18 protein-coding genes and 1 pseudogene are annotated in these 26,277 nt (G+C 60.4%); 11 read left to right on the top strand and 8 right to left on the bottom strand.

What is annotated here, in order from left to right:
• Positions 1–3: 3 nt before the first annotated feature.
• From tssC to MOV76_RS08560, 4 genes are all read right to left on the bottom strand, one after another.
• On the bottom strand, positions 4–1,512 hold the full coding sequence (gene tssC, locus MOV76_RS08575; RefSeq protein WP_130698289.1) for a type VI secretion system contractile sheath large subunit: 1,509 nt from the start codon (positions 1,510–1,512) through the stop codon (positions 4–6).
• Positions 1,513–1,515: 3 nt separating this feature from the next.
• Positions 1,516–2,052: a type VI secretion system contractile sheath small subunit gene (gene tssB / locus MOV76_RS08570; RefSeq protein WP_130767082.1), complete on the bottom strand. Its 537-nt coding sequence runs from the start codon at positions 2,050–2,052 to the stop codon at positions 1,516–1,518.
• The gene (locus MOV76_RS08565; protein ID WP_131605565.1) at positions 2,049–3,212 is read right to left on the bottom strand and encodes an ImpA family type VI secretion system protein; all 1,164 of its coding nucleotides are present in this window, start codon (positions 3,210–3,212) and stop codon (positions 2,049–2,051) included. The genes tssB and MOV76_RS08565 overlap by 4 nt, the downstream gene beginning before the upstream one ends.
• Positions 3,213–3,307: 95 nt before the next feature.
• Entirely contained in the window at positions 3,308–5,401 is a 2,094-nt protein-coding gene (locus MOV76_RS08560; protein WP_131605564.1) for a serine/threonine-protein kinase, read from the bottom strand.
• A 147-nt stretch (positions 5,402–5,548) separates the two neighbouring features.
• Here MOV76_RS08560 and tssH point away from each other — a divergent pair, with 147 nt between their 5' ends.
• Complete coding sequence (tssH, locus tag MOV76_RS08555) at positions 5,549–8,278, top strand: type VI secretion system ATPase TssH (RefSeq protein WP_247264335.1); 2,730 nt, start codon at positions 5,549–5,551, stop codon at positions 8,276–8,278.
• Between the two features lie 33 nt (positions 8,279–8,311).
• On the opposite strand, the gene MOV76_RS08550 is transcribed toward tssH, so the two are convergent.
• Complete coding sequence (locus MOV76_RS08550) at positions 8,312–9,052, bottom strand: OmpA family protein (protein WP_247264334.1); 741 nt, start codon at positions 9,050–9,052, stop codon at positions 8,312–8,314.
• Between the two features lie 119 nt (positions 9,053–9,171).
• Between MOV76_RS08550 and MOV76_RS08545 the strand changes: the two genes are divergently transcribed.
• From MOV76_RS08545 to MOV76_RS08505, 9 genes and pseudogenes are all read left to right on the top strand, one after another.
• On the top strand, positions 9,172–9,942 hold the full coding sequence (locus MOV76_RS08545; RefSeq protein ID WP_130767086.1) for a PP2C family serine/threonine-protein phosphatase: 771 nt from the start codon (positions 9,172–9,174) through the stop codon (positions 9,940–9,942).
• Entirely contained in the window at positions 9,939–10,847 is a 909-nt protein-coding gene (locus MOV76_RS08540; RefSeq protein ID WP_247264333.1) for a M15 family metallopeptidase, read from the top strand. The genes MOV76_RS08545 and MOV76_RS08540 overlap by 4 nt, the downstream gene beginning before the upstream one ends.
• Before the next feature lie 32 nt (positions 10,848–10,879).
• Entirely contained in the window at positions 10,880–13,315 is a 2,436-nt protein-coding gene (locus MOV76_RS08535) for an ImcF-related family protein (RefSeq protein ID WP_309506130.1), read from the top strand.
• A 64-nt stretch (positions 13,316–13,379) separates the two neighbouring features.
• A pseudogene (locus tag MOV76_RS08530) lies at positions 13,380–13,580 on the top strand (ATP-binding protein); the annotation flags it as partial.
• A gap of 94 nt (positions 13,581–13,674) precedes the next feature.
• Positions 13,675–14,655 (top strand): 3'-5' exonuclease, encoded by a 981-nt coding sequence (locus MOV76_RS08525; protein WP_247264331.1) that lies wholly within the window; start codon positions 13,675–13,677, stop codon positions 14,653–14,655.
• A 190-nt stretch (positions 14,656–14,845) separates the two neighbouring features.
• Entirely contained in the window at positions 14,846–14,992 is a 147-nt protein-coding gene (locus MOV76_RS08520) for a DUF1127 domain-containing protein (protein ID WP_003548073.1), read from the top strand.
• Positions 14,993–15,616: 624 nt separating this feature from the next.
• A complete protein-coding gene (gene kduI, locus MOV76_RS08515; RefSeq protein ID WP_247264330.1) occupies positions 15,617–16,453 on the top strand; it encodes a 5-dehydro-4-deoxy-D-glucuronate isomerase in 837 nt (278 codons plus the stop codon).
• On the top strand, positions 16,450–17,214 hold the full coding sequence (gene kduD / locus MOV76_RS08510) for a 2-dehydro-3-deoxy-D-gluconate 5-dehydrogenase KduD (RefSeq protein WP_018246117.1): 765 nt from the start codon (positions 16,450–16,452) through the stop codon (positions 17,212–17,214). Before kduI ends, kduD begins: the two co-directional genes overlap by 4 nt.
• A 196-nt stretch (positions 17,215–17,410) precedes the next feature.
• Positions 17,411–18,151, top strand: coding sequence for a FadR/GntR family transcriptional regulator (locus tag MOV76_RS08505; RefSeq protein ID WP_247264329.1), 741 nt, complete (start codon positions 17,411–17,413; stop codon positions 18,149–18,151).
• 6 nt (positions 18,152–18,157) lie between these two features.
• Here MOV76_RS08505 and MOV76_RS08500 read toward each other — a convergent pair whose 3' ends face one another.
• The 3 genes from MOV76_RS08500 to MOV76_RS08490 all read right to left on the bottom strand — a co-directional run bounded on the left by MOV76_RS08500 (position 18,158) and on the right by MOV76_RS08490 (position 24,257).
• Positions 18,158–21,445, bottom strand: a complete 3,288-nt coding sequence (locus tag MOV76_RS08500; protein WP_247264328.1) for a GH36-type glycosyl hydrolase domain-containing protein — start codon at positions 21,443–21,445, stop codon at positions 18,158–18,160.
• A gap of 105 nt (positions 21,446–21,550) precedes the next feature.
• The gene (locus MOV76_RS08495) at positions 21,551–23,092 is read right to left on the bottom strand and encodes a DHA2 family efflux MFS transporter permease subunit (RefSeq protein WP_247264327.1); all 1,542 of its coding nucleotides are present in this window, start codon (positions 23,090–23,092) and stop codon (positions 21,551–21,553) included.
• Positions 23,093–23,348: 256 nt separating this feature from the next.
• Entirely contained in the window at positions 23,349–24,257 is a 909-nt protein-coding gene (locus MOV76_RS08490; RefSeq protein ID WP_105009554.1) for a flagellin, read from the bottom strand.
• A gap of 310 nt (positions 24,258–24,567) precedes the next feature.
• Here MOV76_RS08490 and MOV76_RS08485 point away from each other — a divergent pair, with 310 nt between their 5' ends.
• The gene (locus tag MOV76_RS08485; RefSeq protein ID WP_247264326.1) at positions 24,568–26,259 is read left to right on the top strand and encodes an ABC transporter substrate-binding protein; all 1,692 of its coding nucleotides are present in this window, start codon (positions 24,568–24,570) and stop codon (positions 26,257–26,259) included.
• The last annotated feature ends 18 nt before the right edge of the window (positions 26,260–26,277 follow it).

Here is a 26,277-nt window from a genome sequence, read left to right as displayed (position 1 = left end):
AATTCAGGTCTTCGTCGACGGCAGCTCCGATACGAGGCGCAGCGACGCGTTGATGCCTTCCAACTGATAATGGGGCCGCAGATAAAACCGAGCATTATACCATCCCGGACGGCCTTCGACGCTGTCGACCTGAACCTCCGCCGCAGCCAGGGGCCGCTTGGCGCGGGCCTTGTCGTCGGCAAAGGCAGGGTTGGCAAGGACGTAGCGGTTGATCCACTCCGTCAGCCAGATCTGCATGTCGGACCGCTCCTTGAACGAGCCGATTTTGTCGCGGGCGATTGCCTTCAGGTAATGGGCGAAACGCGAGACCGGGAAAAGATAGGGCAGATTTGCGCTCAGGCGCTCATTGGCCTGTGCATCGGGATCGACCAGCCGCCCGGCACGCGTCTCGTCGTCCTGTAGCGAATGCGCACCGATGAAGGCCGCGATGTCGGTGTTCTTCCGATGGAGGATCGGCATGAGCCCAAGCTTGGCAAGCTCAGCCTCGCGGCGATCGTCGATGGCGACCTCGGTCGGGCATTTCATCGCGACCGTACCATCGTCGGTCGGGAAATTGTGAACCGGAAGGTTGATGACCGCTCCACCGTTCTCGACGCCGCGAATTTGCGTGCCCCAGCCAAACAGCTTGTGGCTTCGATTGATATTGACCCCCATGGGGAAGGCAGCGTTCATCCACGCGTAGCGATGATGATTGCCCTGTACGTCCTCCTCGAAGGCGAAGCCCTTTACCGGAACGGTTTCCGCACCGTAAGGCAGGCGCGCAAGGACCCGGGGCATCGTCAGCCCGATGTAACGCGAATCCTCACTCTCACGCAGCGACTGCCAGGACGCATAGGCGGGCGACGAGACGATCTGTTGCAGGTCCTGGGGATTTGGCAGTTCCTGCCAGCTTTCCATGCGGAAGAGGCGGGGGGCGGCGGCTGCGATGAAGGGCGTATGCGCCGACGCGCAAATGCCGGACATATTGCGCAGAAGGGCGACGTCCTTTGGGTGATTGGAGAACTCGTAGGCACCGATCAGGCAGCCGTACGGGCTGCCGCCAAGCATGGAATACTCGTCCGTATAGACTTTCTTGAATATGGGACTCTGATCCCACATCTGACCCTCGTAGTCTTCGAGCGTGTCGGCCAGTGCTTCTTTTGATATGTTCATGACGCGGATCTTCAGTTTCTGATCCGTCTCGGTATTGTTGACGAGATACCACAAACCACGCCAGGTTCCTTCGATCTGCAGCACTTCGGGCGCATGGAGGACCTCGTTGACCTGCTCGGTCAGAAGTTTGTCGATGCCGAAAATCAGCGATTTGATCGACTTGATCGCGTTCGAGGAAATCGCCGTCGATTGAGAACGAGCGCGTGCTGCAAGCGCGAGATTCTTGACAAGGGTTTGCAGCTTGTCGCTGTCGTCCTTCTTGACCTTGAAGTCCTTTTCGAGAAGATCACTGAATTCCTGAAGATCGACGCCTTCGGCTTCCTTGACGTCGACAGCGGCGGTTCTTTCCTGTTCGGCCATGATTTAGCCCTCCAACTTGCTGCCATCATCGATCGCCTGGTCGGCGATCTTTGCTAAAAGGGGCTCGTTGTTCAAAAGCTGGGCGATGCGCTTTTCGGCGTCGACGCGGCCATCCATGAAGCCCAGCAGTTCCTCAAGCTGGCGGCGCATCTTCAACAGTTCAGCGAGCTGCGGAACCTGTTCGGCAATCCGGTCCGGCGCAAAGTCCCCCATGCTCGTAAAGGTCAGGTCGACGGCGAGTTCCTCGTCCCGCTCTTCGCCAGGCGGTTGAGGAAGCGTGTTCTTGACCCGCGCCTTGACCCGCGGGCTCAGCGCCTCCATGAATCGACCGAACCGGTTCGCATCGGTTTCGACGAAGGTCCTGTCCCGCACGGATTTGAGAGCCTCCGGCGTTTCGGACGCACCGGCAAGATCAGCCATCACGCCCATCACGAAGGGCAACTCGATCGTGGTCGGGCTGCCATACGTTTCCACTTCATAGGCGATCTGGACGCGAGGCGCCCTGTTGCGTTCTATTACCTTCGCCTTAGTTTCGCTCATTGGTGGTCACCTTTTGTCCCAGGGGCAGGTCTCTTGCTTTCCGAAACGCCGGCTAAAAGCCGGAATTCTTTCAGCCCGGAGGGAGCCAGGTCCTCCATGAGCTCGAGAAAATCCATCGGCACCATGCGCTTGATCCTGCGGGCCAGATGGGGAATAGGGCTTGACGGCTCCGTACGGTCGTAAAAAGCGATGATAAGGTCGATGCAACGCATGACCTCGTCTCGCGAGTTTAGGCGGGAGGGAAAGACTGTCGCTGGCCAGATGGGGGCCTGGTCTGCCGCAGCGCTGACGGCAGCGAGCGTACGATCGCCGCCAGACGGGCCCTCTTTTGGGCCCTCCTGTTGCGCATTGGGTTTGGCACGCTCCAGGGTCGCTGACACGCGATGCAGAAATCGGCTCAGATCCGGCAGGCCAACGCGCAAATCGCCACCGATCTGCAGGTTGAGCGACTGTTCCGCCGCCTCCAGAGCTGCAACGGCAGCACTTGCACTGGCCGCTAGCGCTGCTGCTTCTCCAGGCGCCTGTTCGGCAAATGCCGCGCAGCTGGTCCGTATGCGATTGAGCAATTGATCATGCTCGCTGACAAGCGAGGTCTTTTCAGCAGAACTCAAACCAGGCGCCGCTTCGTTAATAACGGTACGACCGTCGATTGCCCCCCGCTCCAGATCGCGTCCCGTCACCGGACTGACGCCACGTGGAGCAAAGAACGTCATCTTGCGCAGGTCGCCGAGCAAGCCGTCCTTGTCATTTTGAAGCTGTATCAGTGCATTGATGCGGCGAAGAGCCGCATCACGGGGGGGCTGGCCGTCGCGAAGTTCCGGATGCATTGTCTGCCAGTGCATGTCGAAGGTTTGGGCAATCAGCTTCAATCCGTCGGCAAGGCCAACAAACCCCCGCTCATTTGCGAGGGCACGCGTCACGATCACAAGCAGCCTGAGATCGCGCCCGTGCGCTCGCAACTCTTCGGATTTGCGAAGCACGACAGACCAGTCGACCGGCACTTCCGTTCGTGAAACGGGGTTGTTGCGCTCGTCTCGGCTGATTTCGATCTGGGGCTGTACGAGGCGTTCGAGTTCGTGGAATCGTCCGTCATTCCGCAGGCTTTCGCCGGACGGGTTGTCACCGTCTATCGGATTCAACCAGAGAGCAGATTCGAACAACACAACCCCCGTTTACCGACTAATATTGTTCTCTCAATCCTGTTTTAGCATAACTTTTCGCTCTGTACTAATGCCACTTTGCGGGCAAGCAGCAACTAATTCCGAGTATCGATCAATCGGGTCGTAGTCGACAGGATCGAAACCTGCCCGCTGGCAATAACTGCATGTAAATCCTCAGCAAAGGACTTCGTGGACTCGGTTGTAGGGCGAAGTTGCGAAAATAGAGGACGGTCAGTCTGCATCGCGATTATCAGACTTCTGCCGAACGTATTGTCGACGGCAAAGGAAAGCTTTGCGGGGTCAGTCGCTCCATCAGCCGTGGAGTAGGCGACACGGATCGTCCGCATGCCGTTGGACACGGTCCCGAGACTGGAAAGCGCGTTGTCCGGGCGCTTGATGTTCGGAAGGACGTTGAACAGATTGCCGGTGACATCGGCGATCGCGACCCAGAGGTAGCCGTTCTTAATCGTAGTCGGAGCAAGCACATCGATGACTGGATTGTCGCCGACCGCGTAGATGCCGGACATGTTTGGCTCGGATTTGTCGCCATAACCGAGCACGATCGTCATCGGTCCCTGCGGCGCATCGGGCAACAATGACTGGACCACGCACAGCTGGCTACTGAGCACTGTCGTATCAAATCGGAGGTCGCGATCACCGAGACGCGGCGCAAGCGTCTGCCGGAGCGCTTCAACATCGCCGCTGGCGGCGACGGCTCCCCGAATTGTGACTGTCGAACCGAGAGGAAAGTTTGCCCCTTCCGGCGCGTGGACGCCAAGCGGACCGCAAGTCTCCATTGGTGCGATGGCCGATTTCAGCTCGTCGGGCGTCAAACTTCTCGGACCTGCGGCAATTCGCACGATCGGCTGGTAGCCCGCGGCCTTGCTCGCCTCGTTGAATTGGCTGACGGCGGCGTCACGTGATGTCTTGTCGGGCGCAAGGCCGGTGAGGCGAACGGTGCGATCCGTAACGTCAAGCTTCCACTCGTCTAGTCCGTCGGCGGCTGCAAAAAAGCTGTCGATGTCCTGTGCCCAGCGCGCGGAAGGTTCGCCCCTCGCGAGACCGAGTGCATCCTTGGGTGCTGCAAGCCCGGCTGCACGGGTAAAACCTGCCAATATCGCCTGCCGCTGGTCGGCATCGGGAGCGAAACCGGACAAGGTCGTCTGGTGTTGCCCATCGAGCCCGGCGCTGAGTTTATAGGGTGCCTCGACCGGCAGGCTTTTCACAAACAGGCCATCAGGAAAGCCTGCAAACCAAAGCCCCGCGATCGCCGCCACGGCAGCAATGGCTAAGATCGCCAGCCATGGTCGCCAGCCTCGCCTGGCGCCGGGCCCGCCTTCCTGCTGGCCTGTGCGACCGGTCCGCCACAGCTCGCTCACCTGCTTGACGACGGCCGCAGCGGTTGGCGGGCGTCGCGACGCGTCAGGTTGGGTCAGATCGTCGATCAAAGCCTTGAGCGGCTCGGGAACGCCCGCTGTATCGAGCCGGCGCTCCTTGTAGCGGACGACCTCACCAGGGCTCGTCCCGACATTTGGAATTTTCCCCCGAAAAGTCGCAAGCAAGGATGCGCCGAGGGCATAAAGGTCCGAACGCGGCTCGGCCCGCCCGTGCAATTGTTCGGGCGCTGCATATTCATATTTGCCGGCAAACTCATTACCGACGATTGTGCGCGCGCCCGTCGTGCTGTCCTTGGCAATGCCGAAGTCGATGATGACGGCCTCCTCGGGCCGGCCGTTGCGGAGGATGATGTTGTCGGGCGACAGATCGCGATGGACGATTTTGCGTTCGTGTGTCGCAACTAGGCCCTCGGCCACTCTTTGGGCCACGACGAGCAGGTCGCCAGGGGAAATCCCGCCACGCTCGAGATAGTCGCTGAGTGGCGTGCCTGCGACGTAATCCATGACCAAATAGACGTGACCCTCGGCTGTCTGGCTGCAGTCGGTATAGCGTACGACCGCGTCATGCGAGATGCCGCGCATCTCTTCTTCCCGCTTCATCAGCTCCAGATAATTGGCATTGGCCGATAGCTCTCGCTTGAGTGCCTTGAGCGCGACGACACGGCCGGTGATCTTGTTGCTGGCGCGGTAGACTTCGCCCGTTCCGCCGCGACCAAGCACACCCTCGATCTCATAGGTATTGTTGAGTACCTGGCTTTTGCGAAAGATGTCACCGGGCAATGGATCGATCATCTGGCAACTCCAAACCACGCGGTCACACTATTCATCAAAGACATGCGGTTCGAATATTTGTCAAGGACACTATAATGTGGCAGTTTGCCATCGACATCGAAGACTAGGCTCGTTCGTTCCAGAGCACATGGCAGGAGCCCGACCGGCATGCAGCAGAACATGTCTTCCCAGAGCTTCAAGCGTAAAGAACTGATCGGCAAGCTCGATCCGATTTGCCTGCGTGCATTTAAGGCGGCGGCTGACGCCGCCAAGCTTCGGGGCAATCCCTATGTCGAACTCGTGCATTGGATCGAGCAGCTGGCGCTCGTCGACCGCGGGGATTTCCAGTTCATCCTCGCCGACGCTGGCGTGGACCTCGGGCGCCTTGCAGCCGACATGGCGCAGTCGATCGACAAGCTGCCCTATGGCGCGACGTCCATTGAAGAGTTTTCGGACCATATATTCCACGCTGTCCAGGAAGCCTGGAGTCTCGCAAGCCTTCAGTTCGGCTCAGAGGTGGTTCGTGGCGCCTACGTCCTTCTAGCCTGCAGGAAGGTGCCGGTGCTTGACGGCCTGCTCTCGAAGATCAGCGGTGAGTTCGACCGGATCGAGGCCGATTCTGTCCTTGCCCGCTTGGACGACGTACTCTCGGGATCGCTTGAAAATAGCGGCAGAAGCGATGCTGGCGAACTCGTGCGCAAGGAACGCGCGGCGGGGGGCGATTCCGCGTTGGCGAAATATGCGACGGATCTGACCAGGCGTGCTCGGGAAGGGAAGATCGATCCGGTTCTGGGTCGCGATCCGGAAATCCGCCAGATCGTCGACATTCTCATGCGCCGACGGCAGAACAACCCGATCCTGACGGGCGAGGCCGGGGTCGGCAAGACGGCGGTCGTCGAAGGCTTTGCACTTCGCCTTGCTGCAGAGGACGTGCCGCCGCCTCTGAAAGGGGTTACGCTCCACATGCTGGATGTTGGTTTGATGCAGGCTGGCGCAAGCGTCAAAGGCGAGTTCGAAAAACGCCTCAAGACAGTGATCGACGAGGTTCAGTCATCGGAGAAGCCGATCATCCTCTTCATCGACGAGGCACATACACTGATCGGAGCGGGCGGAGCTGCGGGAACGGGGGACGCGGCCAATCTTTTGAAGCCGGCATTGGCGCGCGGCGAACTTCGCACGATCGCGGCAACGACATGGGCGGAGTACAAACAGCATATCGAGAAGGACCCGGCGCTGACCCGACGCTTCCAGGTGGTCAAGATTGAGGAGCCCAGCGAAGAAAGCGCCATCCTTATGCTTCGAGGCGTGGCGGGCATCCTCGAGAAACATCATCAGCTGCAGGTCCTGGACGAGGCGATCGAAACGGCTGTCAGCCTTTCGCATCGTTACATTCCGGCCCGACAGCTGCCTGACAAGGCAGTCAGCTTACTGGATACCGCTTGCGCACGTGTAGCGGTATCGCAGCACGCGACGCCGGCCGAGGTTGAAGATCTTTTGCGACGCAAACAGTCTCTTGAGATCGAGCAGGGGATCATCGGCCGTGAAAGGTCCATCGGCATTGAAGTTGCAGACCGCCAGGTCAAGGTCGACAAGGCACTCGGCGAGGCGGATACAGCCCTTGCCGCGGCGCGTGCCCGCTGGGAGAGTGAACGGTCGATTGTCTCTGAGATTCTCGACTTGCGGGCGAGGCTACGCGAACAGGGCGTTCGCCTCGATGCGGCGCTGTCGCGGAAAGATGAAACTGCGCCCGTTGCGACGGTCCCAGACGAAAATGCCTCCGCAACGGAACGCGACAAACACTCTCCCGATGGAAATGCCGATCTTTTGCGCCTGACGGCGCTCACGCAAGAACTTGCCGAGATGCAGGGCGAAACGCCACTGATGCTGCTGTCGGTAGACCGCAACGCCGTAGCCTCGGTGGTTCAGGACTGGACCGGAATTCCCGTCGGACGAATGCTGGCCGGCCAGACCGAGAGGGCTCTCAAGCTTGCCGGAATTCTGGGCGAACGCGTTGTCGGCCAGGACCTTGCCATGGAGGCGATAGCGCGTCGGGTGCGGACCAGCCGCGCAGGACTAGGGGCGCCGGAAAAGCCGGTCGGCGTTTTCCTTCTTTGTGGACCATCCGGCGTCGGCAAGACGGAAACGGCGCTTGCTCTTGCTGAGGCATTGTACGGAGGCGAACAGAACCTGATCTCCATCAACATGTCGGAATTTCAGGAAGCCCATACCGTCTCGACCTTGAAGGGAGCACCCCCAGGCTATGTGGGCTATGGCAAGGGAGGTATTCTGACCGAGGCTGTTCGCCGCAGACCCTATTCCGTCATTTTACTCGACGAGGTCGAGAAGGCGCACCCCGATGTCCACGAGATCTTCTTTCAGGTCTTTGACAAGGGAATGATGGACGACAGCGAGGGTCGACGGATTGATTTTAGAAATACCCTCATATTGCTGACCTCCAATGTCGGTTCGGATGTCATCATGAGGTTGACAGGCAACGGGCTCTCCCGCGCTGCCACCGAAGAGCTCGAAGCTGCGTTGCGGGCTCCGTTGCTGCAAGTGTTCCCGGCCGCCTTTCTTGGGCGCGTCATTGTTGTGCCTTATTATCCCCTCTCCGATTCCATGATCGAGGCGATCACGCAGGCAAACTTTAAGAAGATTGCAGAGCGACTGCGTACGAGCCATAACGCCGAGCTGGTCATAGGAGAGGGCGTTCTCGAGCTGATCAAGACGCGCTGCACAGAAGTCGAGTCGGGCGGCCGCATGATCGATGCGATCTTGACCAACACGCTTCTGCCGGCGCTCAGCACCGGCATATTGAACTGGGCGCTGGACGGCAAACGCTTGACGAAGGCAACGGTCGGAGCGTCTGCGGACGGCTTCACGTACGCCTTTGAATAGCGCTCAGATACTATTGCGAGCTGCCATTCGCCTTTAGCTGACTGCCTGGAATTCCACGCGTCGGTTCTCGTCCGCTTTCGGCGTTTGCGGATTGAGTGGAAACTGCTCGCCAACGCCAACAGCCTCGAGCCGTTCACGGGGAACATGGCAATCCTCCGTGAAGAAGCGCGCCACTTCCCTGGCGCGCAGCGTGGAGAGGCTCTGATTGTACCGCGCTCCGCCGGAAGCATCGGTGTGCCCGATGATGCGAACGAGCTTGATATCCATTTCTTTCACCACACTGCAAAGCTTCAGCAGCATTGGCTTCTGCTTCGGTTCGATGGCGGAGGAATCAAAGGCAAACTGCACGCGATAGTTGATTTGATCATCATCCGGCAACTTCCAGTATGTCTGAGGTGTCGTTATCGTCGCTGCTGCAGTTGCTGGTGAAGTCTCCGCCGACCCCTGTCCGGACGACGGGGTCGCCTCGACTGTTGCCCCACTGGTTGCATTTGCCGGAGTGCCCGAATTGCTACTCGCCTGGCCGGATCCGGTCTTGGCTCGCGTGGTCTCGGGCGTTGCGATCGGCACTGGCGTCGCCTCGGGCGCAGGCGCGGAATTGGTCAGCACGAGGCCGCGGGACGACCCCAGCTTGGCGGCCTTGAACAATTCCATTTGCCTTTGGAAACGTTCCTTGAGCGCCGATTCGTTTAGTTCCTGCGCATTCAATTCACTTCGCAACGCGAAGAATAAAGCGAGAGACACCAGCAGCTTCAAAGTCAGAAGGCGCTTCATTTTAGGTTCCTCTCGGCAAAAATGTTTCGCGTTGCCAAAAATTACTATAGGATGACTTTGGGTGCAACCGCTCCGGTTCCGGCCCTCACGACGGAGCGAATGATGAGGTTCTTCCGGTCATGACCGCGGAGTATCCCAATAGTCCCTCGACGCGCGTCCCGAGCTCGCCGGGCAGGCCGCAAGGGGCTGGGCTGAGTCACACCGGTCATGTTCGCAAACGCAACGAGGATGCAATACTCACGGATCCCTCGGGTGTGCTGTGGGCCGTTGCGGATGGTATGGGCGGCTATGGCCACGGCGACGTTGCGGCCGACCTGGTTATCGAGCACCTGGCCCTGCTTCCCCATGCTCCAATCACGAGCGCCGATCTCGTGGGCGCCCTCGAGGCCGCCAATTCCGCCGTTCGCCGATGGGCAATCTCCGCCGACGTGGCGCAGATGGGCGCAACGGTAGTAGCTGCGCTCCTAGACGGCGGCACTGCTACGCTCGCCTGGGCGGGCGATAGCCGTGCCTATCGCTGGCGCGATCGGGAACTACTGCAGCTGACGCGCGATCATTCGGTCGTGCAGGAGCTTCTCGATGACGGACGCCTTTCTCCCAATGAGGCCTGGCAGCACCCGCAAGCGCATATTGTCACCCGCGCAATTGGAGCGTCCGATCATCTTGTCGTCGAAACCACGGAAGTTTCATTCCGCCCGGGTGATGCCCTCATTCTCTGCTCCGACGGACTGACCGACTGTGTGGCGGATGCCGAGATCACTGCCCTTATGAATGCCGTTTCAACGCCGCCGGTGGCCTGTCAGCGATTGATCAGTGCTGCTCTCGACAACGGTGCCCCGGATAACGTCTCCGTGATTGTCGTCCAGATTGACGGAGCAGCGATATCTTGAGGCCCATAAATGCCATCGCGGCCGTCGTCATCGGCATGAGCATCGTTCTCGCGGCCGTCATCTTTGCGTTTGTCGGTAACCTCCTCCAAGATACGGAATTTGATCCCAATGCGGGCAAATTAGATCGTCTCACGCAGCAGCTTGCCCAGCAGGACAGCGAAATTCGAGGGCTTCGCTCTGAATTGAACGCCCTGAAAGGACGGGTGTCGGACGTCGATGGCAGGGTGACGGAGCTGGAAAAAACACCACGTCCCGACCCTGCTCAGACAACCCCTGTCATCAACCCGCAAGGCGGCCAAGCGCCCGATCCGTCACCCCTCTTCACGGATCAGTTCGGTGGCATGGCTCCGCAGGAAGAAGAAGAAAATCTGACTGAACCGATGCAACTGGCCAAGAAGCGCTTCAACGAGAATGTCATACGCCCGACCCCGGCAGTGCTACGGCAGATATTGGGCGAACCGCGAAGCACCTATTCGACGACCTGCGAACCGGTCACCAATCCAAAATTGCTGAATGCACTCGAAACCCGGAATATCGGCCATGTTCGGCTGACCATGATCAGGCCCGCGCTGGATTCGCTGCAGCAGATCATGGCGCGCCTCCAGAAAGAGGAGCCCGATATCTATGCTGCAATCGGGACCGAGGGCGCGCTCTGTGCACGCTATGTGCGGGGGTCGGCGAAGTCGGTGTCCTCACATGCGTGGGGGGCGGCGGTCGACCTGAAACTAAAGAAGAACCTCGACAACATGGGCGACAACAGCACGCAATTCGGGCTCGTGGTCCTCGCGGAATTCTTCAATGAGGCCGGCTGGTATTGGGGTGCGGGCTATAGCCGCGAAGATTCCATGCACTTCGAGGTAGGCGAGGCGCTCCTGCGAAAATGGGCGGCCGAGGGCAAGCTGTGAAGGGCCATTTCGAACCGCCGGGTCCAGCCGCTATCCAGGCAGATGTGCTTCCCGCACTGGCACAGCCCCTGTTGGATCTGGCAAAACGTGCCGAAAGCGAAAAGCATCCAGATCCGCGCGAGCTCGCGGCAACGGCGCGTAGCCTCGTCGCCAATTTCGAGACGGAAGCGCGACGCAGGAAGGTTCCACAGGACTGGCTGCTCGACGCACGCGATGCACTCGTCGCTTTGCTCGACGCGCGCGCGCGCAACAATCCGGCATTGTCGATCCGAAAATGGGAGCGCGCGCTTGCCGCTGCTCTTCCGATTGGCGGCGTTATTGCTGCCAGCAGCCTCGCCGAACGGGCGACGGCGGCTGCAAGGGCAGGGCCCGCGCGCCGGGATCTCGCGCGCTTCCTTGGTCACTGTAACGATGCTGTCCAGGCAGCGCTCCTGTCGGCCACTCAGCATAAAACGCGGGCGGATCGCGGTCTTTCTGCTCTTGTGATCGGACTTTTCCTGGCAATCCTCGTGGTTTGGGCAGGATGGGCCGAATGGCAGTTTCGCGAGCGGCTTTTGTCGCAACTGCCCGATGTCGCACGCGTCATAGAAGCCGGTCAGGCGGCAACACCTGCCGCGCGCGCGGTTCAACTCGATGCATTCCTGGCCGCAGTTCAGCTCGTTGAGCAGGATGCAAAGCGTTCTCCGCTTGGTCTCATTCATCACATAGGCATGCTCGACCCGGCAGAGGCCGCACGCCGCCGCTATGGCCAAGCCGTCGACGCCCTGGCCGCCAGCCCGCTCGCTGATGCCCTTGGTGTTGCTCTTGCAACGGAAGGGGAGGCGACTGCACTTTACGATTCCCTACGCGCCTGGTCCATCTTGAGCGGCACATCCGACTGGCAACCATGGTTTCTGGCAGGCTGGATCGACGATCGAGCTCAGACATTTCCCGAACTTACCGGCCTGGCAGTACATGTCGCTGCCATGTCAGCGGGCCCGGCAGATCTTCAAAAGCCGGATTCCGAAGCAATCGCCCAGGCGAGACAGTTTGCTTCAGAGGGCTCTGCGACCGAGCGTGCCATGCTCGAGCTTTCCCGTGCCGAGAAACCCGCGGCCTTGCCTGCCTGGTCTCTCGGGCAGGCGGCCCCTGGTCTCGACAGGATTTTGATCCGCAGGTCCGGACGACCTATCGAGCGGACCGTGCCCAGTCTTTATACGGAGACAGGGTGGGCTTATGCGCGCTCTGGCGCCGCAGAGGAGGCGATCGGGAAGGCAACAGCCGAAACTGCGAAACTCCTGGGCTCCTCCGACAAAACGAGCGCTGATGCAGTTATGGACCTCCTTCAGAAACGAACTCTGGAGACATGGTCGCAGTATCTCGGCGATCTTCGTGTGCGGCCGTTCACCGATCAACCGAGTGCCGTGATCGTCAGCGGTGTACTAAGCGCCAGCAACTCGCCGCTCTCGGCACTGATCCGTGAGGTATGGCGCCAGGCGGGTGGCACCGACCGTAGCCGAAGCCACGCGAACCAGCTTCGGATTGCCGCGACACTCGGGCCTGCGATCCAGTTCGTGGAACAGGGTCGCATGTCTGAAATCTCGCGCCTTTTCTTATCGCTGAATGTCGCGCTTGCCCTTCTGGACGGAAACACGGAAATCGGAAAAAAGTCGTTGATGGATGCACAGGATCGCGCCAATTCCGTCGTCGCCCTGCAGCAGGCCCCGCTCCTCGTCGTACAAATGGTCGAAGACGTGATCTCGCAGACAGCCTCTCCAAAGCCGGTAGAAAAGCCCGCCGATCCAGTTCCGGCAGCAAAGCCGTCGGGGGCTTGGGGCGAGGTCGCTGTGGCCTGCCAGGCGGCTGTCGCAGGCCGCTATCCGTTCTATGACGGGGCGGACGCGGATATGGCGGAAGTAGCGCGCATTTTCGCTCCGAATGGGCTCGTAGAGACATATTTCCGTACACAGCTGGCGCCTTTGATGGATACGTCGGCGTCCCCGTGGCGTTGGAAACCCGAAGCCAGGCTCTCCGGATACGCGCCCGAAAGCGCAGCATTCTTTCAAAGGGCTTCCGCGATCGGCGACGCGCTCTTTCATCAGGGAAGCTCGCCGCATGTCCCTTTGTCGCTTGAGGCGCTGGCGCAACGTGGTGCCGCAACCATCTCGATCGGCGGCTCTCACGCTCCGGTTACAACGTCAGGCGGAACGGTGACTCTTAACTGGCCAGGCGACCTGCCAGCGCGCGGCCTTGAGATCTCCTTCGACAGTAGTGGCGCGGTCGAGAAAAAGAGCGCGCCCGGGCCCTGGGGCCTATTGCGCTTTCTGGACGGGTCACGCTTGCGACCACGCGAAGGCGGCCAGCGCTTCCTCGTCGACGTGCGGACGACCGGCGCGCGCGCCTATCTTCAGATGTCATTCGCCGCGCCAGCCAATCCCGTCTCCGCGCGTTTGTTGATGCGGGGATTGACATGTCCGTCCGCGCTCTGAGAGCAACATGGGGGCGCCCGCCCGGTGTGAGTTAATGCTGAAACGCCAACCGCAGTCTTTTGGCCGGATATTCGAGCCCTCCTTCAAGCGCCATCACGACGGACGCGGCGCCGGACTCGGCCTCAATCTCGTTCGTGACATCCTGCGCATGCACGGCGGCGAGGTGACGATCGACAACCGCAATCCCGGCGCGGTCTGCCGGCTGAGCTTCCCGCCGGACAAAACGGCAGGCGTTCATACGCCGCCGCGCCTGGCGACTGCATAATACTAAGGGCTACCGCGTCCTTTGTGGCTCGCGAAAAGACGCGCGGCGCTGTCGTGCGATGGATTAAATCGCGTCTCCGTGACATATAGAGTCGATGAGCGTGCACAGAGATTCGCAACTCGACATGTTTGCCAAGGCATCGCCCGCGATTGCCAAGGTGCGCGGTCCAGTGCGCCGGCAACCTTCCCAACCGACCGCCTACTCTGATGAAGACATGGCGCGGACGCTGGAAGAGAGCGGCAACTATCGCATCTTGAGAAAGCTGGCCGCCCGGCCGGTTGCGTCAGTCAGGCGGCCCGGGTTTTCACAGCTCGGCGTCATTCTCGATACGGAGACCACAGGTCTCAACCACCGCAGCGACGAGATCATCGAAATCGGCGCCGTCGCCTTCACGTTCAACGATGACGGGGCAATCGGCGATATCATCAGCATTTATGGCGGCCTGCAACAGCCGTCCCGACCGATCCCGCCCGAGATCACCCGGCTGACGGGTATCACCGATGCGATGGTCGAAGGACAGCTCATCGATATCCAATCTCTGAGAGCGCTGATCGAACCGGCGGATCTGATCATTGCCCACAATGCCGGGTTCGACCGGCCGTTCTGCGAGGCCTTCTCGACGATTTTCGCCGGCAAGGCCTGGGCATGCTCGGTTTCGGAGATCGACTGGAGCGCCCGCGGCTTCGAGGGCACGAAACTCGGCTATCTCGTCGGCCAGGCCGGGTATTTCCATGAAGGCCATCGCGCCGTGGACGACTGCTACGCGCTCCTGGAAATCCTCGATCGAGAGCAGCGCGACGGTGAAAGCCCGTTCACCGAGCTCTACCGCGCCAGCCAGCGCTCGCGCATCCGCATCTTTGCCGAACACAGCCCGTTCGAGATGAAGGACCACCTGAAGGCGAGGGGTTATCGCTGGTCTGACGGCAGCGACGGCCGTCTGAAGTCCTGGTGGATAGAAGTCGGCGAAGAGGATCTCGGCGACGAGCTTTCCTATCTGCGTTCGGAAATTTACCGGTGGAAAGAAGCGGAGCCGCCGATCGTGCGGCTGACGGCCTTCGATCGTTTCAAACTCTGACCGCGAAGCGGTTCGGATCCTGATCGGGAAATCGCTACCAGATATGACGATCCATGCAATTGCTGCATAGGTGCAGTGATGCATTGGCGCTGTAATACTCAGAGGTCTCATATTATATACAACTCATCGAAGCGAACGAAGCGCCAAGGACTGGCAGCTGAGCTTCGAAAGCCCACGAAAGGGGATCATCATGAACGTAGCACGCTCTTTCAACAACTGGCGCAAGTACCGTCAGACGGTCGCTGAACTGGGTCGTATGTCCGCACGCGAACTGGACGACCTCGGCATCGGCCGCAGCGAAATCCGCAATGTCGCCCGCGCGGCCATCGCCCGCTAACGGCAAATTAGACCAAGCATCTTCGAGACTATGCCAGCGCCTGCTTCCTCCCGAGCGGGCGCTTTGCTTTTGTGCGTCCGGCGGATGGAGCAGGGTGATCAAGCCGCCCGCTTTTCGCATAGCGCATAGCTGCATTGCAAATAAATGCCTATCAACTGAGCAAGAAATAAGTATGATTATTTCTATCGAAGCGATGCACCTCCTCCCGCGTCCCTTCGATATACAGGCGCCCCATCCTCCTCCCAGGGTCGTCTGTGGAATGACAGCACTCCTCCTCCCAGCTGTCGTTCGGTTTTTTTCGAAAGCCTGCCGCACCTCCTCCCGCGGCAGGCTTTTTCGTTTTGGCCCAAGAAAATACCGGCCCGTGCCGAAGCGGCCGCTTGCGATCATCGCTTGATGATGGCGTCATCATCTCCGCAAATTCTCCTGTCTATTCCCAGATTTTCTTTCGTGCTCTTGCGGGCCTTGCGTCTCCTCAAGCGAGCGCCGACAAACCTGTTGACACCAAACTTGTCGTACAACTATGTAACCGGATGGATACCGCCGCAGCGGAACAGGCCGGACAAGACCGGCTTCCGCAATAGCGACGACCCCTAGCGACAATGAAGCGGAAGGAAAATTGACATGCAGATCGACGTGAGGCACGCCTCCCATCCAGAGGCCGTGCGTGATTTCGACACGGAGACGCTGCGGCGTCACTTTCTGGTGGAAACCGTCTTCGCGAGCGGCGAGATCCGGCTCACATATTCGCATTACGACCGAATGGTCATCGGCGGCGCGACGCCGCTCGGCTCCGGGCTGACGCTGACGGCGCCGACGGCGATCGGACAGGAAACCTTCCTTGCCGAACGTGAACTCGGCGCCCTGAACATCGGTGGTGCCGGCCGCATCATCGTCGACGGCACGAATTACGATCTTGGCAAATATGATTGCCTGTATGTCGGCAAGGGTGCCAAGGACGTCAGCTTCGAGAGCGCGGATGCTGCCAATCCGGCAAAGTTCTATCTGGTCTCGACGCCAGCGCATCAAGCCCATCCAACCGTGTTGCTCACCCGCGAAAAGGCCCGTCACCTGACGCCGGGCGAAGCCGCCACAGCCAACAAGCGGTCGATCTACCAGTTCATCCACCCGGAAGTCTGCCAATCCTGCCAACTCACCCTGGGCTTCACCATGATCGAACCGGGCAGCGTCTGGAACACCATGCCGGCCCATACGCATGACCGCCGCATGGAAGCCTATCTCTATTTCGATCTCGAAGCGGAACAGCGTGTGTTCCACTTCATGGGCGAGCCGCAGCAGACCCGGCATATGCTTGTCGCCAACGAACAAGCGGTCATCTCGCCGCCCTGGTCGATCCATTCGGGCGCCGGCACCAAGAATTACAGCTTCATCTGGGCGATGGCCGGCGACAATAAGAGCTTTACCGACATGGACCATATCGCCATTGCGGATCTGAGGTGAGCGTCGTGGCAAATCCCTTCGACCTTTCTGGCCGGGTTGCCGTCGTCACCGGCGCCAATACAGGGCTCGGCCAGGCCATCGCGGCCGCACTGGCAGCGGCCGGTGCGTCGATCGTCGCCGTCGGACGCTCCTCAATGGACGAAACCGAGGCGCTGGTGAAGGAAGCGGGAAGCCGCTTTCATGTCGTCAAGGCCGATCTTGCCAGCATCGAACCGGTGAAGGGGATCGTCACTGAGACCATCCAGACCTTCGGCGGCCTCGACATCCTCGTCAACAATGCCGGCATCATCCGCCGCGCCGATGCGCTCGACTTCACCGAGGAAGACTGGGACGCGGTGATCGACGTCAACCTGAAGACTGCCTTCTTCCTGTCGCAGGCCGCCGGCCGCCACATGGTCGACAAGGGCAGGGGTAAGATCATCAACATCGCCTCGTTGCTCTCCTTCCAGGGCGGCATCCGGATCCCGTCCTATACCGCCTCGAAAAGTGGCCTCGCCGGCCTGACCAAGCTGCTGGCCTGCGAATGGGCCGGCAAGGGCGTCAACGTCAACGCCATTGCCCCGGGCTATTTCGTGACCAACAACACCACGGCGCTGCGCGAGGATGCCGACCGCAATGCCGCCATCCTTGCCCGCATCCCGGCCGGGCGCTGGGGAACGCCGTCCGAACTCGGCGGTGCGGCCGTATTCCTGGCATCGTCGGCGTCCGACTACGTGCATGGAACGGTGCTGCCCGTCGATGGCGGTTGGCTGGCGCGCTGATCGGTCTCACGCCGTGCCTCTTTTCAGGCGGGCTAAGGATGCTCTATCGCTTCGACTCTCCGCATAACCCCGAAAATTGATTCCGGTTTTCGGGGTTATGCGCTAGGGCTGCTGCCCACCGTATCGGCGTAGATGCGGAATGCGAACAGGAAACGGGGTCGGCGCAGCCGCCTCGACACCAGGATTTCGAAACAGGATGGCAGATAAGGACAACGCGGTCTTCAATACCATTCAGCAGGCGCCGAACCTGCGCAGCAACCTTGCCGATATGTTGACGGCGCAAATCGAGTCCGGCGACCTGAAGCCCGGCCAGCGCCTGCCGACCGAACAGGCGATCATGACGGCGACCGGCGTCAGCCGGACGATCGTTCGCGAAGCGCTTGCCGCCCTGCGTGCAAAGGGGTTGATCACCACACGGCAAGGCCTTGGGGCTTTCGTCTCGAACGATCCGACACCGAGATCCTTCTCGATCATTCCGAACGACCTGCAGTCGATCGACGAGGTTCTGCGCGTGCTGGAGCTGCGCATGGGGATCGAATACGAAGCCGCCGGCCTTGCCGCGCTGCGGCGCACGCAGGAGGATATCGACCGCATGCAGGATCGTCTCGATGCCCTCGACAAGGCGCTCGAAGAGGGCGGATACGGCGCGCAGGAGGATTACGCCTTCCACAGGTCCATTCTGGTCGCGACACAGAACTCCTATTACGGCCGCCTCTTCGACACGTTCGGCAACATCATGGTGCCGCGGCAGTGGGCGCGCTTGGACAAGATGACATCAGCCGAGCGCAAGCGCCATGCGGCGCGCATGCGCAGGGAACACCATGCCATATTCGCGGCAATCCGCGACGGCAACGAGCCCGCCGCGCGCCGCGCCATCCGAAGCCACCTGTCGAAGAGCGCCGCGCGCTTCGAGGAGTTGCGCGACGCTACGGCATAATCCTTTTCACACCTCAGGCTTCGGTCTCATCAGCCGAAGCCAGGCGGCGTGGTCGGTTTGCAGATCGACCGAGGCGTGGATCGCGGGAAGAAGCGGTTTGCGTTTGCGTCGGCCGAAGCGCCGTTTGAAGCCGAGGATATTTTCGACGACGCTTCTGGTGTAGAGCCCGGGGCCGCTTGAATAGATGCGCCATCCACCGTCGACGGCGATCTCTCCCGCCTTGACCCGCTCCCATTCGGCCGCCGCCTGATAACGATCATGGAAAGCCGCGTCGCTGCTGCTGAAATAGGTATTGCGCTGGCGCAGCGAAGCATGCGGCAGCGCTGATGTGACTGAAATCGGATTGACGACAGCGATCGCCTTCCAGAGTTCGTCCACGTCCGCCTCCAGCGCCAGCGTCTCGCAGTAGCGCAGATGCGCATGTACATACATCAGCCCGATCTCGCGCCCGAAGAAAGAGGAGGATTCGGCGCGGCGAAACAGTGTCTCGGGGCCGCCGGCATAGGTCGCGGGCTTTTCCATCAGCCGCACGCCGTCGGGAAAGAGCAGATGCTCTTCGATCAGCTTCATATGATCGCGTCGCTGAACCGGCGTAAAGAGGCGGCCGAGCATCGCCTGCGTCATCGAGATCAGCGAGTAATGCAGGCCGGTGCGCCGGTCGCTCGGGTGCAGCAGCAATTCGACGCCATCATGGCTGGGATCGAAGATACCATAGCCGGCAACGATACCGTCACGCACAAGATGGCGGTTGAAATCCCGGCGCATCGCCGTTGCGATCTTCCTCAAGCCCTTGGCCTTGTCGCCATGGCCGAGGCGGCGCAGGATCGCGGAATAACGGACGATCTGCTCGTAGAGCAAAGCAACGGTCCAGCTACTGACCATCCAGTCGCGCAGATGCGGATCGGCCGGCTGCAGGGAATCGTTCCAGTCTCCCTCGCCATAGCGGATCAGATGCGTTCCCGGGATGAACGCTTCGCCAACGGTATCGAGCAGCTTCTCGACATGGATTGCGATGGTGTCGGGCTCCGGTGCCCGGGCCATGGTCTTTTCATCACGCCAGGAGACTTTCTCGTCGAGGATGGCGAGATCGCCGGTCGCTTCAATATAGTCGCAGAGCGCCTTCAGCGGCCAGACGACGATGTCGCCGTGACTATCGCCTGCCCGGATATTGGCATAGGGCTCCAGCATGAACCACTGCGGCCAGTCACCTTTTTCCAGGTATTGTTCGCTGAAGACGGTCTTCAGCACCTCTTTGGCTTCGCGGTCATGCTCGTAGGCGAGCAGGAATTCGATCGGCCCCTGGCAGGCGTCGCGCGTACCCCAGGCAGCACCGGTATATTGCTCGAGGCCGTGCGGCACGCTCAGATGCACAATGGCATCATGCGCGAGCCAGGGAAGCAGGGCCGTCTGCGCGGCAAGGTCGGGCGAGGTGCTGGCGATCGTCACGCCGCGCACGGCGTTCCGCCAGAATTTTGATGCCGGCGCAAGCATGGCATCACCGGTGACGCCGGCCTCATATCGTTGCGCCAGGCGCTCGGCCTCCGCCGCATCGGTCATCGAGCCGACGACGGCAAAGGAAAGCGTCTGCGTCGGTCGCGATCGCAGTGCGACGAAGGCGCCGTTGCGCGCCATCCCGTCGCTATAGAGCAATTCGTCGCCACCGATCTCCTCGATGGCATCGGGCGTCGAACTCACCAGCCAATAGCTGGCATCGGGATAACGCTCGCCCCAGAGCCAGGCCGGGTCCGGCCGGAAAAGAATGCGCTTGGCTAAGGTGTCGAATGCGATCTGCCCGCCCGCGTCATATTCGCGCTCGCCGAGCACGACATGACCAAACACCAGGAAGCGGCATGGCTCGCCCTCGACAGAGACGGTCCACTGCATCGCCGCATCCTCGCCGGAGGCGACTGCCGATACGATGATCGTGCGTTCGGAGAGGCGATAGATCCAACGGCAATCGCTGAGTCCCATTTCGAAAGCCGACGGCACCGCCAGAGGCTGCCAGCCGGCGCCGACATCCGCCATGATGCGCAGCCCGCCGGCGCGCGTCAGATTGTAGGGGTCACGGGAGACGGAAAAGAGCTTGTGAAAAGACGTATTGCCGATCGTCAGCTGCGCCGCAAAAATGCCCTGCATCCAGCAGGTCGCGGCAAGCGTCGCATCGTCGAGCAGCATATTCTCACCGCTTCTAACGATCGCGCCGTGACGGCGCGCCACGATGAGCTCCTTGTCGCGCAGGACCACATGACGGTTCAAAACGCCGTCCGACACGAAAAACGAAAGAAGCTTTCCGTCGACGCGCTCTTCCAGGCTCCGCTCCGGATAGAGCTGGCTGATCGCCTTTTTGTCCAGCGCCTCGGCCTTCAGCAAGGCAGCATCCTGAAGCAGGCTGCGGACCGGCGTGACCTCCTCGATATCGGCAGCCGCACTGTTGGTCGCCGCAAGCGCGTCAAGTCGTGAAAGGTCGGCATCGCTCGACGCTTCGGGATGATCGGCGGCGAAGACGGCAAAGAAGGTCGCGGTCACACCGCTTGCCGGCACGGAGAGCGATTTCGACTGGATGGCGGGACACGCCGTCTCTTGCTGCCGCCGTTTGCTCGGGAGGCTGGTGCCGAAAGGGCCGACCAGCCGATCGTCGAGGCGGTCCTTCGCCTGCACCAGCTGAATGGCATCCGTGGCATAGGCAGCCGCCCCATCGCGGCAGCCTTGCACGAGCCAGGGGTTGCGGGCACCCGACTGCTTGAGATTTTGCCGGTTCATCACGACCGGGCCGAATGTCTCATGATCGGTGATATGGTGATCGACATATTGCGATGCATAGGCTTCGCTGTTCATCAGGAAGCCGCGGTCGCCGAGACCGACGTCCTGGATCAGTACCAGATCCACCGGCAGCGCTCCATCCTTCAGATGGCGGATGGAGACACGCCAGAACCAGGCCGTTTCGGAGGGATGAAGCTCGAGGCGGACGGTGTAGCCGATATCGCCTCTCTTGCCGCTCCAGGAGAAGCTCGTCGTATCGTGCCCGAAGCTGCCATTAGCGCGAGGCCCGACAATCTCGACGACATCAGGTGCCGCACCGCCGATGCGCAGATACAGCCGTCCGATGCCGCCGGTGAGCGGCGAGCCCTGGATCTGGTTGATCTGCACCGATCCCTTGTCGTCGGCATATTCGATGGCAAACAGCGTGCCGTTCGGCAGGGCCGCTATCGACAGGCCGGATCCGTTGCTGATCGTGAAGAGGCCAAGCTCTTCGCGTCGGGGCATTTGAAAACTGCGCGTAAGGTCCGTGGCCATTGAGATCTCGTCGATTGGCTTCAGAAGGGAACTGGAAGATGACGCAAAATGATTGAGAGAAATCTTACCGGAGATCGGAAGATCGGCAACTTGTCACCATGGTTTTCACGTTGAGGCCGGTCGCCCGGCGAAGGGCACTGAGAGCAGGGCGCAGCCGGTCAGGATAGCGACGATCATCCAGGCTTCGTTGATCGCCTGGACGCTAGCCGCGGTCTGGACCAGCGGATCGAGCAGCGCCATGGTATCGGCATCGAAGCTGCCGCTATGTGCCGATATGGTCTGCGGAGGCGCGCCGACGAATGTCCCAGCCTCGATGTCGCCGGCTTGAAGACGGGTCCACAGGGCCTGTCCCAGCGGTTCCGAGCGCGTGTAGATGATGGTGTCGATCAGCGCGATGCCGATCGCCCCGCCGAGATTGCGCATCAGGTTGAAAAGTCCACTGGCATCGGGAATGCGATCTGGCGGAAGTGTGCCGAGCGCCAGCCGCGTCGGCGGCAGCAGGCAGAACATGATGGCGACGCCGCGCACGACCTGCGGCCAGAACATCGCGTCATAATCCGTGCGAGGATCCTGAAACGCGCTCATCCCGACGCCGATCGCAAAGAGCGCGAAACCGGCCGCCGACAGCAGCCGCGCATCCATGCGCTTCTCCAGCGCGACCGCGATCGGCGCCGTCACCAACTGCGCGATGCCGGTGACCAGCATCGTCATGCCGATCTCAAGCGCGTCATGCCCCCTGATGAAAGCGAGGAAGACCGGCATGAGATAGACCGAGCCAAAGAGGCCGATGCCGAGCACGAAGCTCAGAACCGATCCGACGAGAAAGTTCCGATCGCCGAAATTGCCGAGATCGACGATCGGCCTGCCTCGGCGCAGCGTTCGCCAGACGAAGACGCCTCCCGAAGCAAGGCAGACGGTGAGCAGGCTGAGCACATAGGCCGAGATCCAGCCGCTCGTCGGCGCCTCCTTCAGGCTGAGTTCCAAAGTCGTCAGCGCGGTCGCCATCAGCAGGAGCGACAGACCATCGAGATGCCTCAGTTCGGACGGATCGGTCGCCTGCCGCGGCAGGGACCGTGCGGCCAGGATTGCCGAGACGATACCGGGGATGATGTTGATCAGGAACAGCCAGTGCCAGGAATAGGTCTGCGTCAGCCATCCGCCGACGATCGGTCCGACGGTTGGAGCAAGCACCGCAAGCACGCCGGCGATCGTCGTCGCAAGCGCCTGCCGCTCGTTCGGAAAGAGGATGAACACGGCTGAAAATACCGATGGGATCAGCGTTCCGCCGGAAAAACCCTGAAGCACCCGCCAGGCCACCAACTCGCCGAAGCTGCCGCTGGCCGCACAGCCGGCGGAGGCGGCGACGAACAGGCTGATGGCGACGACGAAAAGCCATCGCATCGTCAACAGCCGGGTCAAGAAGCCGGTGAGCGGGATCGCGACCACCTCGGCGATGAGATAGGCGGTCTGTATCCAGCTCATCTGATCCGGATCGATGCCCAGCGCTGACTGGATGGTCGGCAGAGATGTCGCCACCACCTGGACGTCGAGGATCGCCATGAACATGCCGACGCACATCGCCATGAAGCCGAGCCAGACGATGGCGGGCGTTTCATCAGGACGGGCAGATTGAAGTCGTTCCGACATGCGATGATCCCGCGCGCTGCGTTCTCCGCCCTGGGGTGCGAAGACTAAGGCCGATCGTGGTTGCGATCGAGACGACGGACAGCATGGCTCGGAAGTGAACCGCGATTTCGCCGATCGCGACACCATAGTTCGGATGAGGACAGGAGGGATAGGGACCCGCCAGCACAAATTTGCGAACGCGATCGAGCCTGACCGGTAGGCCAGGCTCGATCGCGTGATCAACGGATTTGCTCCGAGCGTCCTATATATCAGGCGCTTAGCTGCGGAAGAGCGACAGGATATTCTGCGACGACGAATTCGCGATCGATAGCGACTGGATCGCAAGCTGCTGTTGTGTTTGCAAGGCAGACAGTTTGCTCGACTCCTCCTCCATGTCGGCGTCGACCAGCCGGCCCACACCCGAGTCGATCGAATCGGAAAGTGCACTGACGAAATCTTCCTGCAGATCGATGCGCGTCGAGATCGAACCTAGTTGCGCACCGGCAGAGGTCATTGCCGACAGTGCGGATTCGATGGTCGACAGCGCCGACTGGATCTGACCGGTGGTGAAGTCGGTGATATCAAGCGAATAGACGGAATCGCCGTTTGCATCAACCGTTCCGAGGATGCCGGACGCGGTATCGATCGTCCCGCTGCTCATGCCGAACAACACATTGCCGGTGGAGCTGGTATCCAGAGCGTATTCCGTCATTTTAACGGAAACGGCGCCGGAGCCGTCGCGAACGAAGGACGATACGACACTTTTCGTGCCATCCGCGCCCGCGACCCAGTTCTCACCGGAGAACGACGCCGACTGGGCAATGCTCAGCAGTTGTTCCTGAAGCTGGCTGATTTCTTCCTGGACCTTGGACTTGTCGACACCGTCCTCGGTCGCTGCGACAAGCTTGGATTTGATCTCGTCGACAACGTCGATCGCATTGTCCATGGCCGTATAAGCAGTATCGACCTTTGCTGCGCCAAGGCCGAGCGCGTCGGACACGGCGGAGAGCGCCTTGTTGTCGGACCGCATCGTGGTTGCGATCGACCAGTAGGCGGCATTGTCGGATGCGGTGTCGACCCGATAGCCGGTAGAAACACTATTCTGTGTTGTTTCGAGACTGGAGTTGATGTTGCGCAGCGTCTGAAGGGCAGACATCGCTGAATTGTTCGTATTGATGCTCGTCATGGGAAATTCGACCCGCTCTTAGAAGTTGAATGTGTGGCATCCCGGGGAACATCCCGGCCGTGGCGAGCAGCCTCATGCTTATCGACCAATGTTCGAGAAGGTCGATTCGCCATCGTTGAAATAATTATGGTACTTAAAGGTACATTAATTATTAACGCCGGAATTATCCTTACAAAACAACGCAGATAAGCGGCTCGGAGGCTGTTGCAAAAAGTTTGAGATCGGCAATTGACGTGTCGGCAGGAAACTGACTATCAATATTAAATCAATTTGATTGACTTCAAAAATAAGCAACAAGGGGAACGATGGAATGAGATTGAGCAAGAGTGCAATCCGCAACAATTCCATGCGCGCTGGCTTCGCGGCGGCAACCGCTCTGACGGCGCTCGTCGTTTTTGGGGCGGGGGGTGCAGCCGCAGAGTCGGTGCTGACGATGCATATCGAGGAGCAGAGCAGCTGGGTTCAGAACTTCAATCCGTTCGACCTTGCCGGCCGCCGGCAGAGCACGATGGATTTCATCTACGAGCCCCTCGTCATCTTCAATGCAGAGGATGGCGGCAAGCCGGTGTTTCGCCTGGCGACCGACTATAAATTCTCCGGTGATATGAAATCGGTCACCTATACGCTGCGGCCCGGTCTGAAGTGGTCCGACGGCCAGCCGCTGACGTCGGCCGACGTAAAATACACGATCGATCTCATGCTGAAGAACCCCGCGCTCGACACTGTCGGCGTCGGCGAGACCATTGCCTCCGTCGAGGCGCCGTCGGCGACCGAGGTCAGGATCGATCTCAAGGCCGTGAATTCCGATTTTCCGGAAACGCTTGCAGACCTCGCCGTCGTTCCCGAGCATATCTGGAAGGACATTTCCGATCCGGTCGCCTTCAAGAACGAGAAGCCGGTCGGTTCCGGCCCGATGACCGAGTTGCGCCGTTTCACGCCGCAGGTCTATGAGCAGTGCCGCAACCCGAACTATTGGGATGCCGCCTCGCTGCATGTCGATTGCCTCAGGCTGCCGCAGATCTCGGGCAACGACCAGATGCTTGCCATCCTGCCGGAAGGCAACATGGACTGGATCGGATCCTTCATTCCGCAGATCGACAAGACCTTCGTCGCGCTCGATCCCGACCATAACGGCTATTGGCAGCCGCCGGCCGAAACCGTCGCCTTCCAGATGAACTTCAAGAGCGGCAATGAAGGCAACCTCGAGGCCTACAAGGATCTGAACTTCCGCCATGCCTTCAGCCTCGCCATGGACCGCGCGTCGATGGTCGATATTGCCGGCTTCGGCTATCCTGTCGTCAACGTGCATGCGACCGGCCTGCCGCCGCGTTTTGAGACCTGGCGCAACAAGGGCGCCGAAGGCGACAAGGACGCCTTCATGGGCTTCGATACCGAGAAGGCCAACAAGATTCTCGACGATGCCGGCTACAAGAAGGGTGCCGACGGCTTCCGCACCACGCCGAGCGGCAAGCCGATTGCCTTCCCGATCATCGTTCCGAACGGCTGGACGGACTGGATCGATGCGGTCCAGATTGCGGTCGAAGGCCTGCGTGCAGCCGGCATCAACGCGTCCGTTGCCACGCCGGAATATGAACAATGGCGCAAGCAGATCATCGATGGCAGCTTCGAGGTCGTCATGAACTCCCGCGCCGACGGGGCAACGCCATTCCGCGGCTATTACCAGAGCCTGTCGACCGCTTACGGCGGGCGCATCACCGGCGCGCCCTCGCGCTATTCGAACCCGAAGCTGGACGCGCTTTTCGATCAGTATCTGAAGGCGACGTCGGAGGACGATCACAAGAAGATCTTCAACGACATCCAGTTGCTGATTGCCGACGACTTCCCTGTCGTGCCGGTATTCAACGGGCCGACCTGGTATCAGTTCTCCAGCAAGCGCTTCACCGGCTGGGTCACCGACAAGGATCCCGTCATGAATCCGGAGGATCATGACAACAACCGCATGCGCCTGATGCATCTGCTGCGCCTCAAGCCGGTCCAATAAGCCTCGCGAGGGAACGGA

It is taken from the genome of Rhizobium sp. PRIMUS64, assembly GCF_023006465.1.
Taxonomy (GTDB): domain Bacteria; phylum Pseudomonadota; class Alphaproteobacteria; order Rhizobiales; family Rhizobiaceae; genus Rhizobium; species Rhizobium leguminosarum.
The sequence above is the reverse complement of the archived record's forward strand: the minus strand, read 5'-3'. Positions and strand labels throughout refer to the sequence as shown.

Coding starts and splice junctions, on each gene's coding strand:
- tssC (WP_130698289.1), bottom strand. CDS start 1,512: ATGGCCGAACAGGAAAGAACCGCCGCTGTCGACGTCAAGGAAGCCGAA.
- tssB (WP_130767082.1), bottom strand. CDS start 2,052: ATGAGCGAAACTAAGGCGAAGGTAATAGAACGCAACAGGGCGCCTCGC.
- MOV76_RS08560 (WP_131605564.1), bottom strand. CDS start 5,401: ATGATCGATCCATTGCCCGGTGACATCTTTCGCAAAAGCCAGGTACTC.
- tssH (WP_247264335.1), top strand. CDS start 5,549: ATGCAGCAGAACATGTCTTCCCAGAGCTTCAAGCGTAAAGAACTGATC.
- MOV76_RS08550 (WP_247264334.1), bottom strand. CDS start 9,052: ATGAAGCGCCTTCTGACTTTGAAGCTGCTGGTGTCTCTCGCTTTATTC.
- MOV76_RS08545 (WP_130767086.1), top strand. CDS start 9,172: ATGACCGCGGAGTATCCCAATAGTCCCTCGACGCGCGTCCCGAGCTCG.
- MOV76_RS08525 (WP_247264331.1), top strand. CDS start 13,675: ATGAGCGTGCACAGAGATTCGCAACTCGACATGTTTGCCAAGGCATCG.
- MOV76_RS08520 (WP_003548073.1), top strand. CDS start 14,846: ATGAACGTAGCACGCTCTTTCAACAACTGGCGCAAGTACCGTCAGACG.
- kduI (WP_247264330.1), top strand. CDS start 15,617: ATGCAGATCGACGTGAGGCACGCCTCCCATCCAGAGGCCGTGCGTGAT.
- MOV76_RS08505 (WP_247264329.1), top strand. CDS start 17,411: ATGGCAGATAAGGACAACGCGGTCTTCAATACCATTCAGCAGGCGCCG.
- MOV76_RS08500 (WP_247264328.1), bottom strand. CDS start 21,445: ATGGCCACGGACCTTACGCGCAGTTTTCAAATGCCCCGACGCGAAGAG.
- MOV76_RS08495 (WP_247264327.1), bottom strand. CDS start 23,092: ATGTCGGAACGACTTCAATCTGCCCGTCCTGATGAAACGCCCGCCATC.
- MOV76_RS08490 (WP_105009554.1), bottom strand. CDS start 24,257: ATGACGAGCATCAATACGAACAATTCAGCGATGTCTGCCCTTCAGACG.
- MOV76_RS08485 (WP_247264326.1), top strand. CDS start 24,568: ATGAGATTGAGCAAGAGTGCAATCCGCAACAATTCCATGCGCGCTGGC.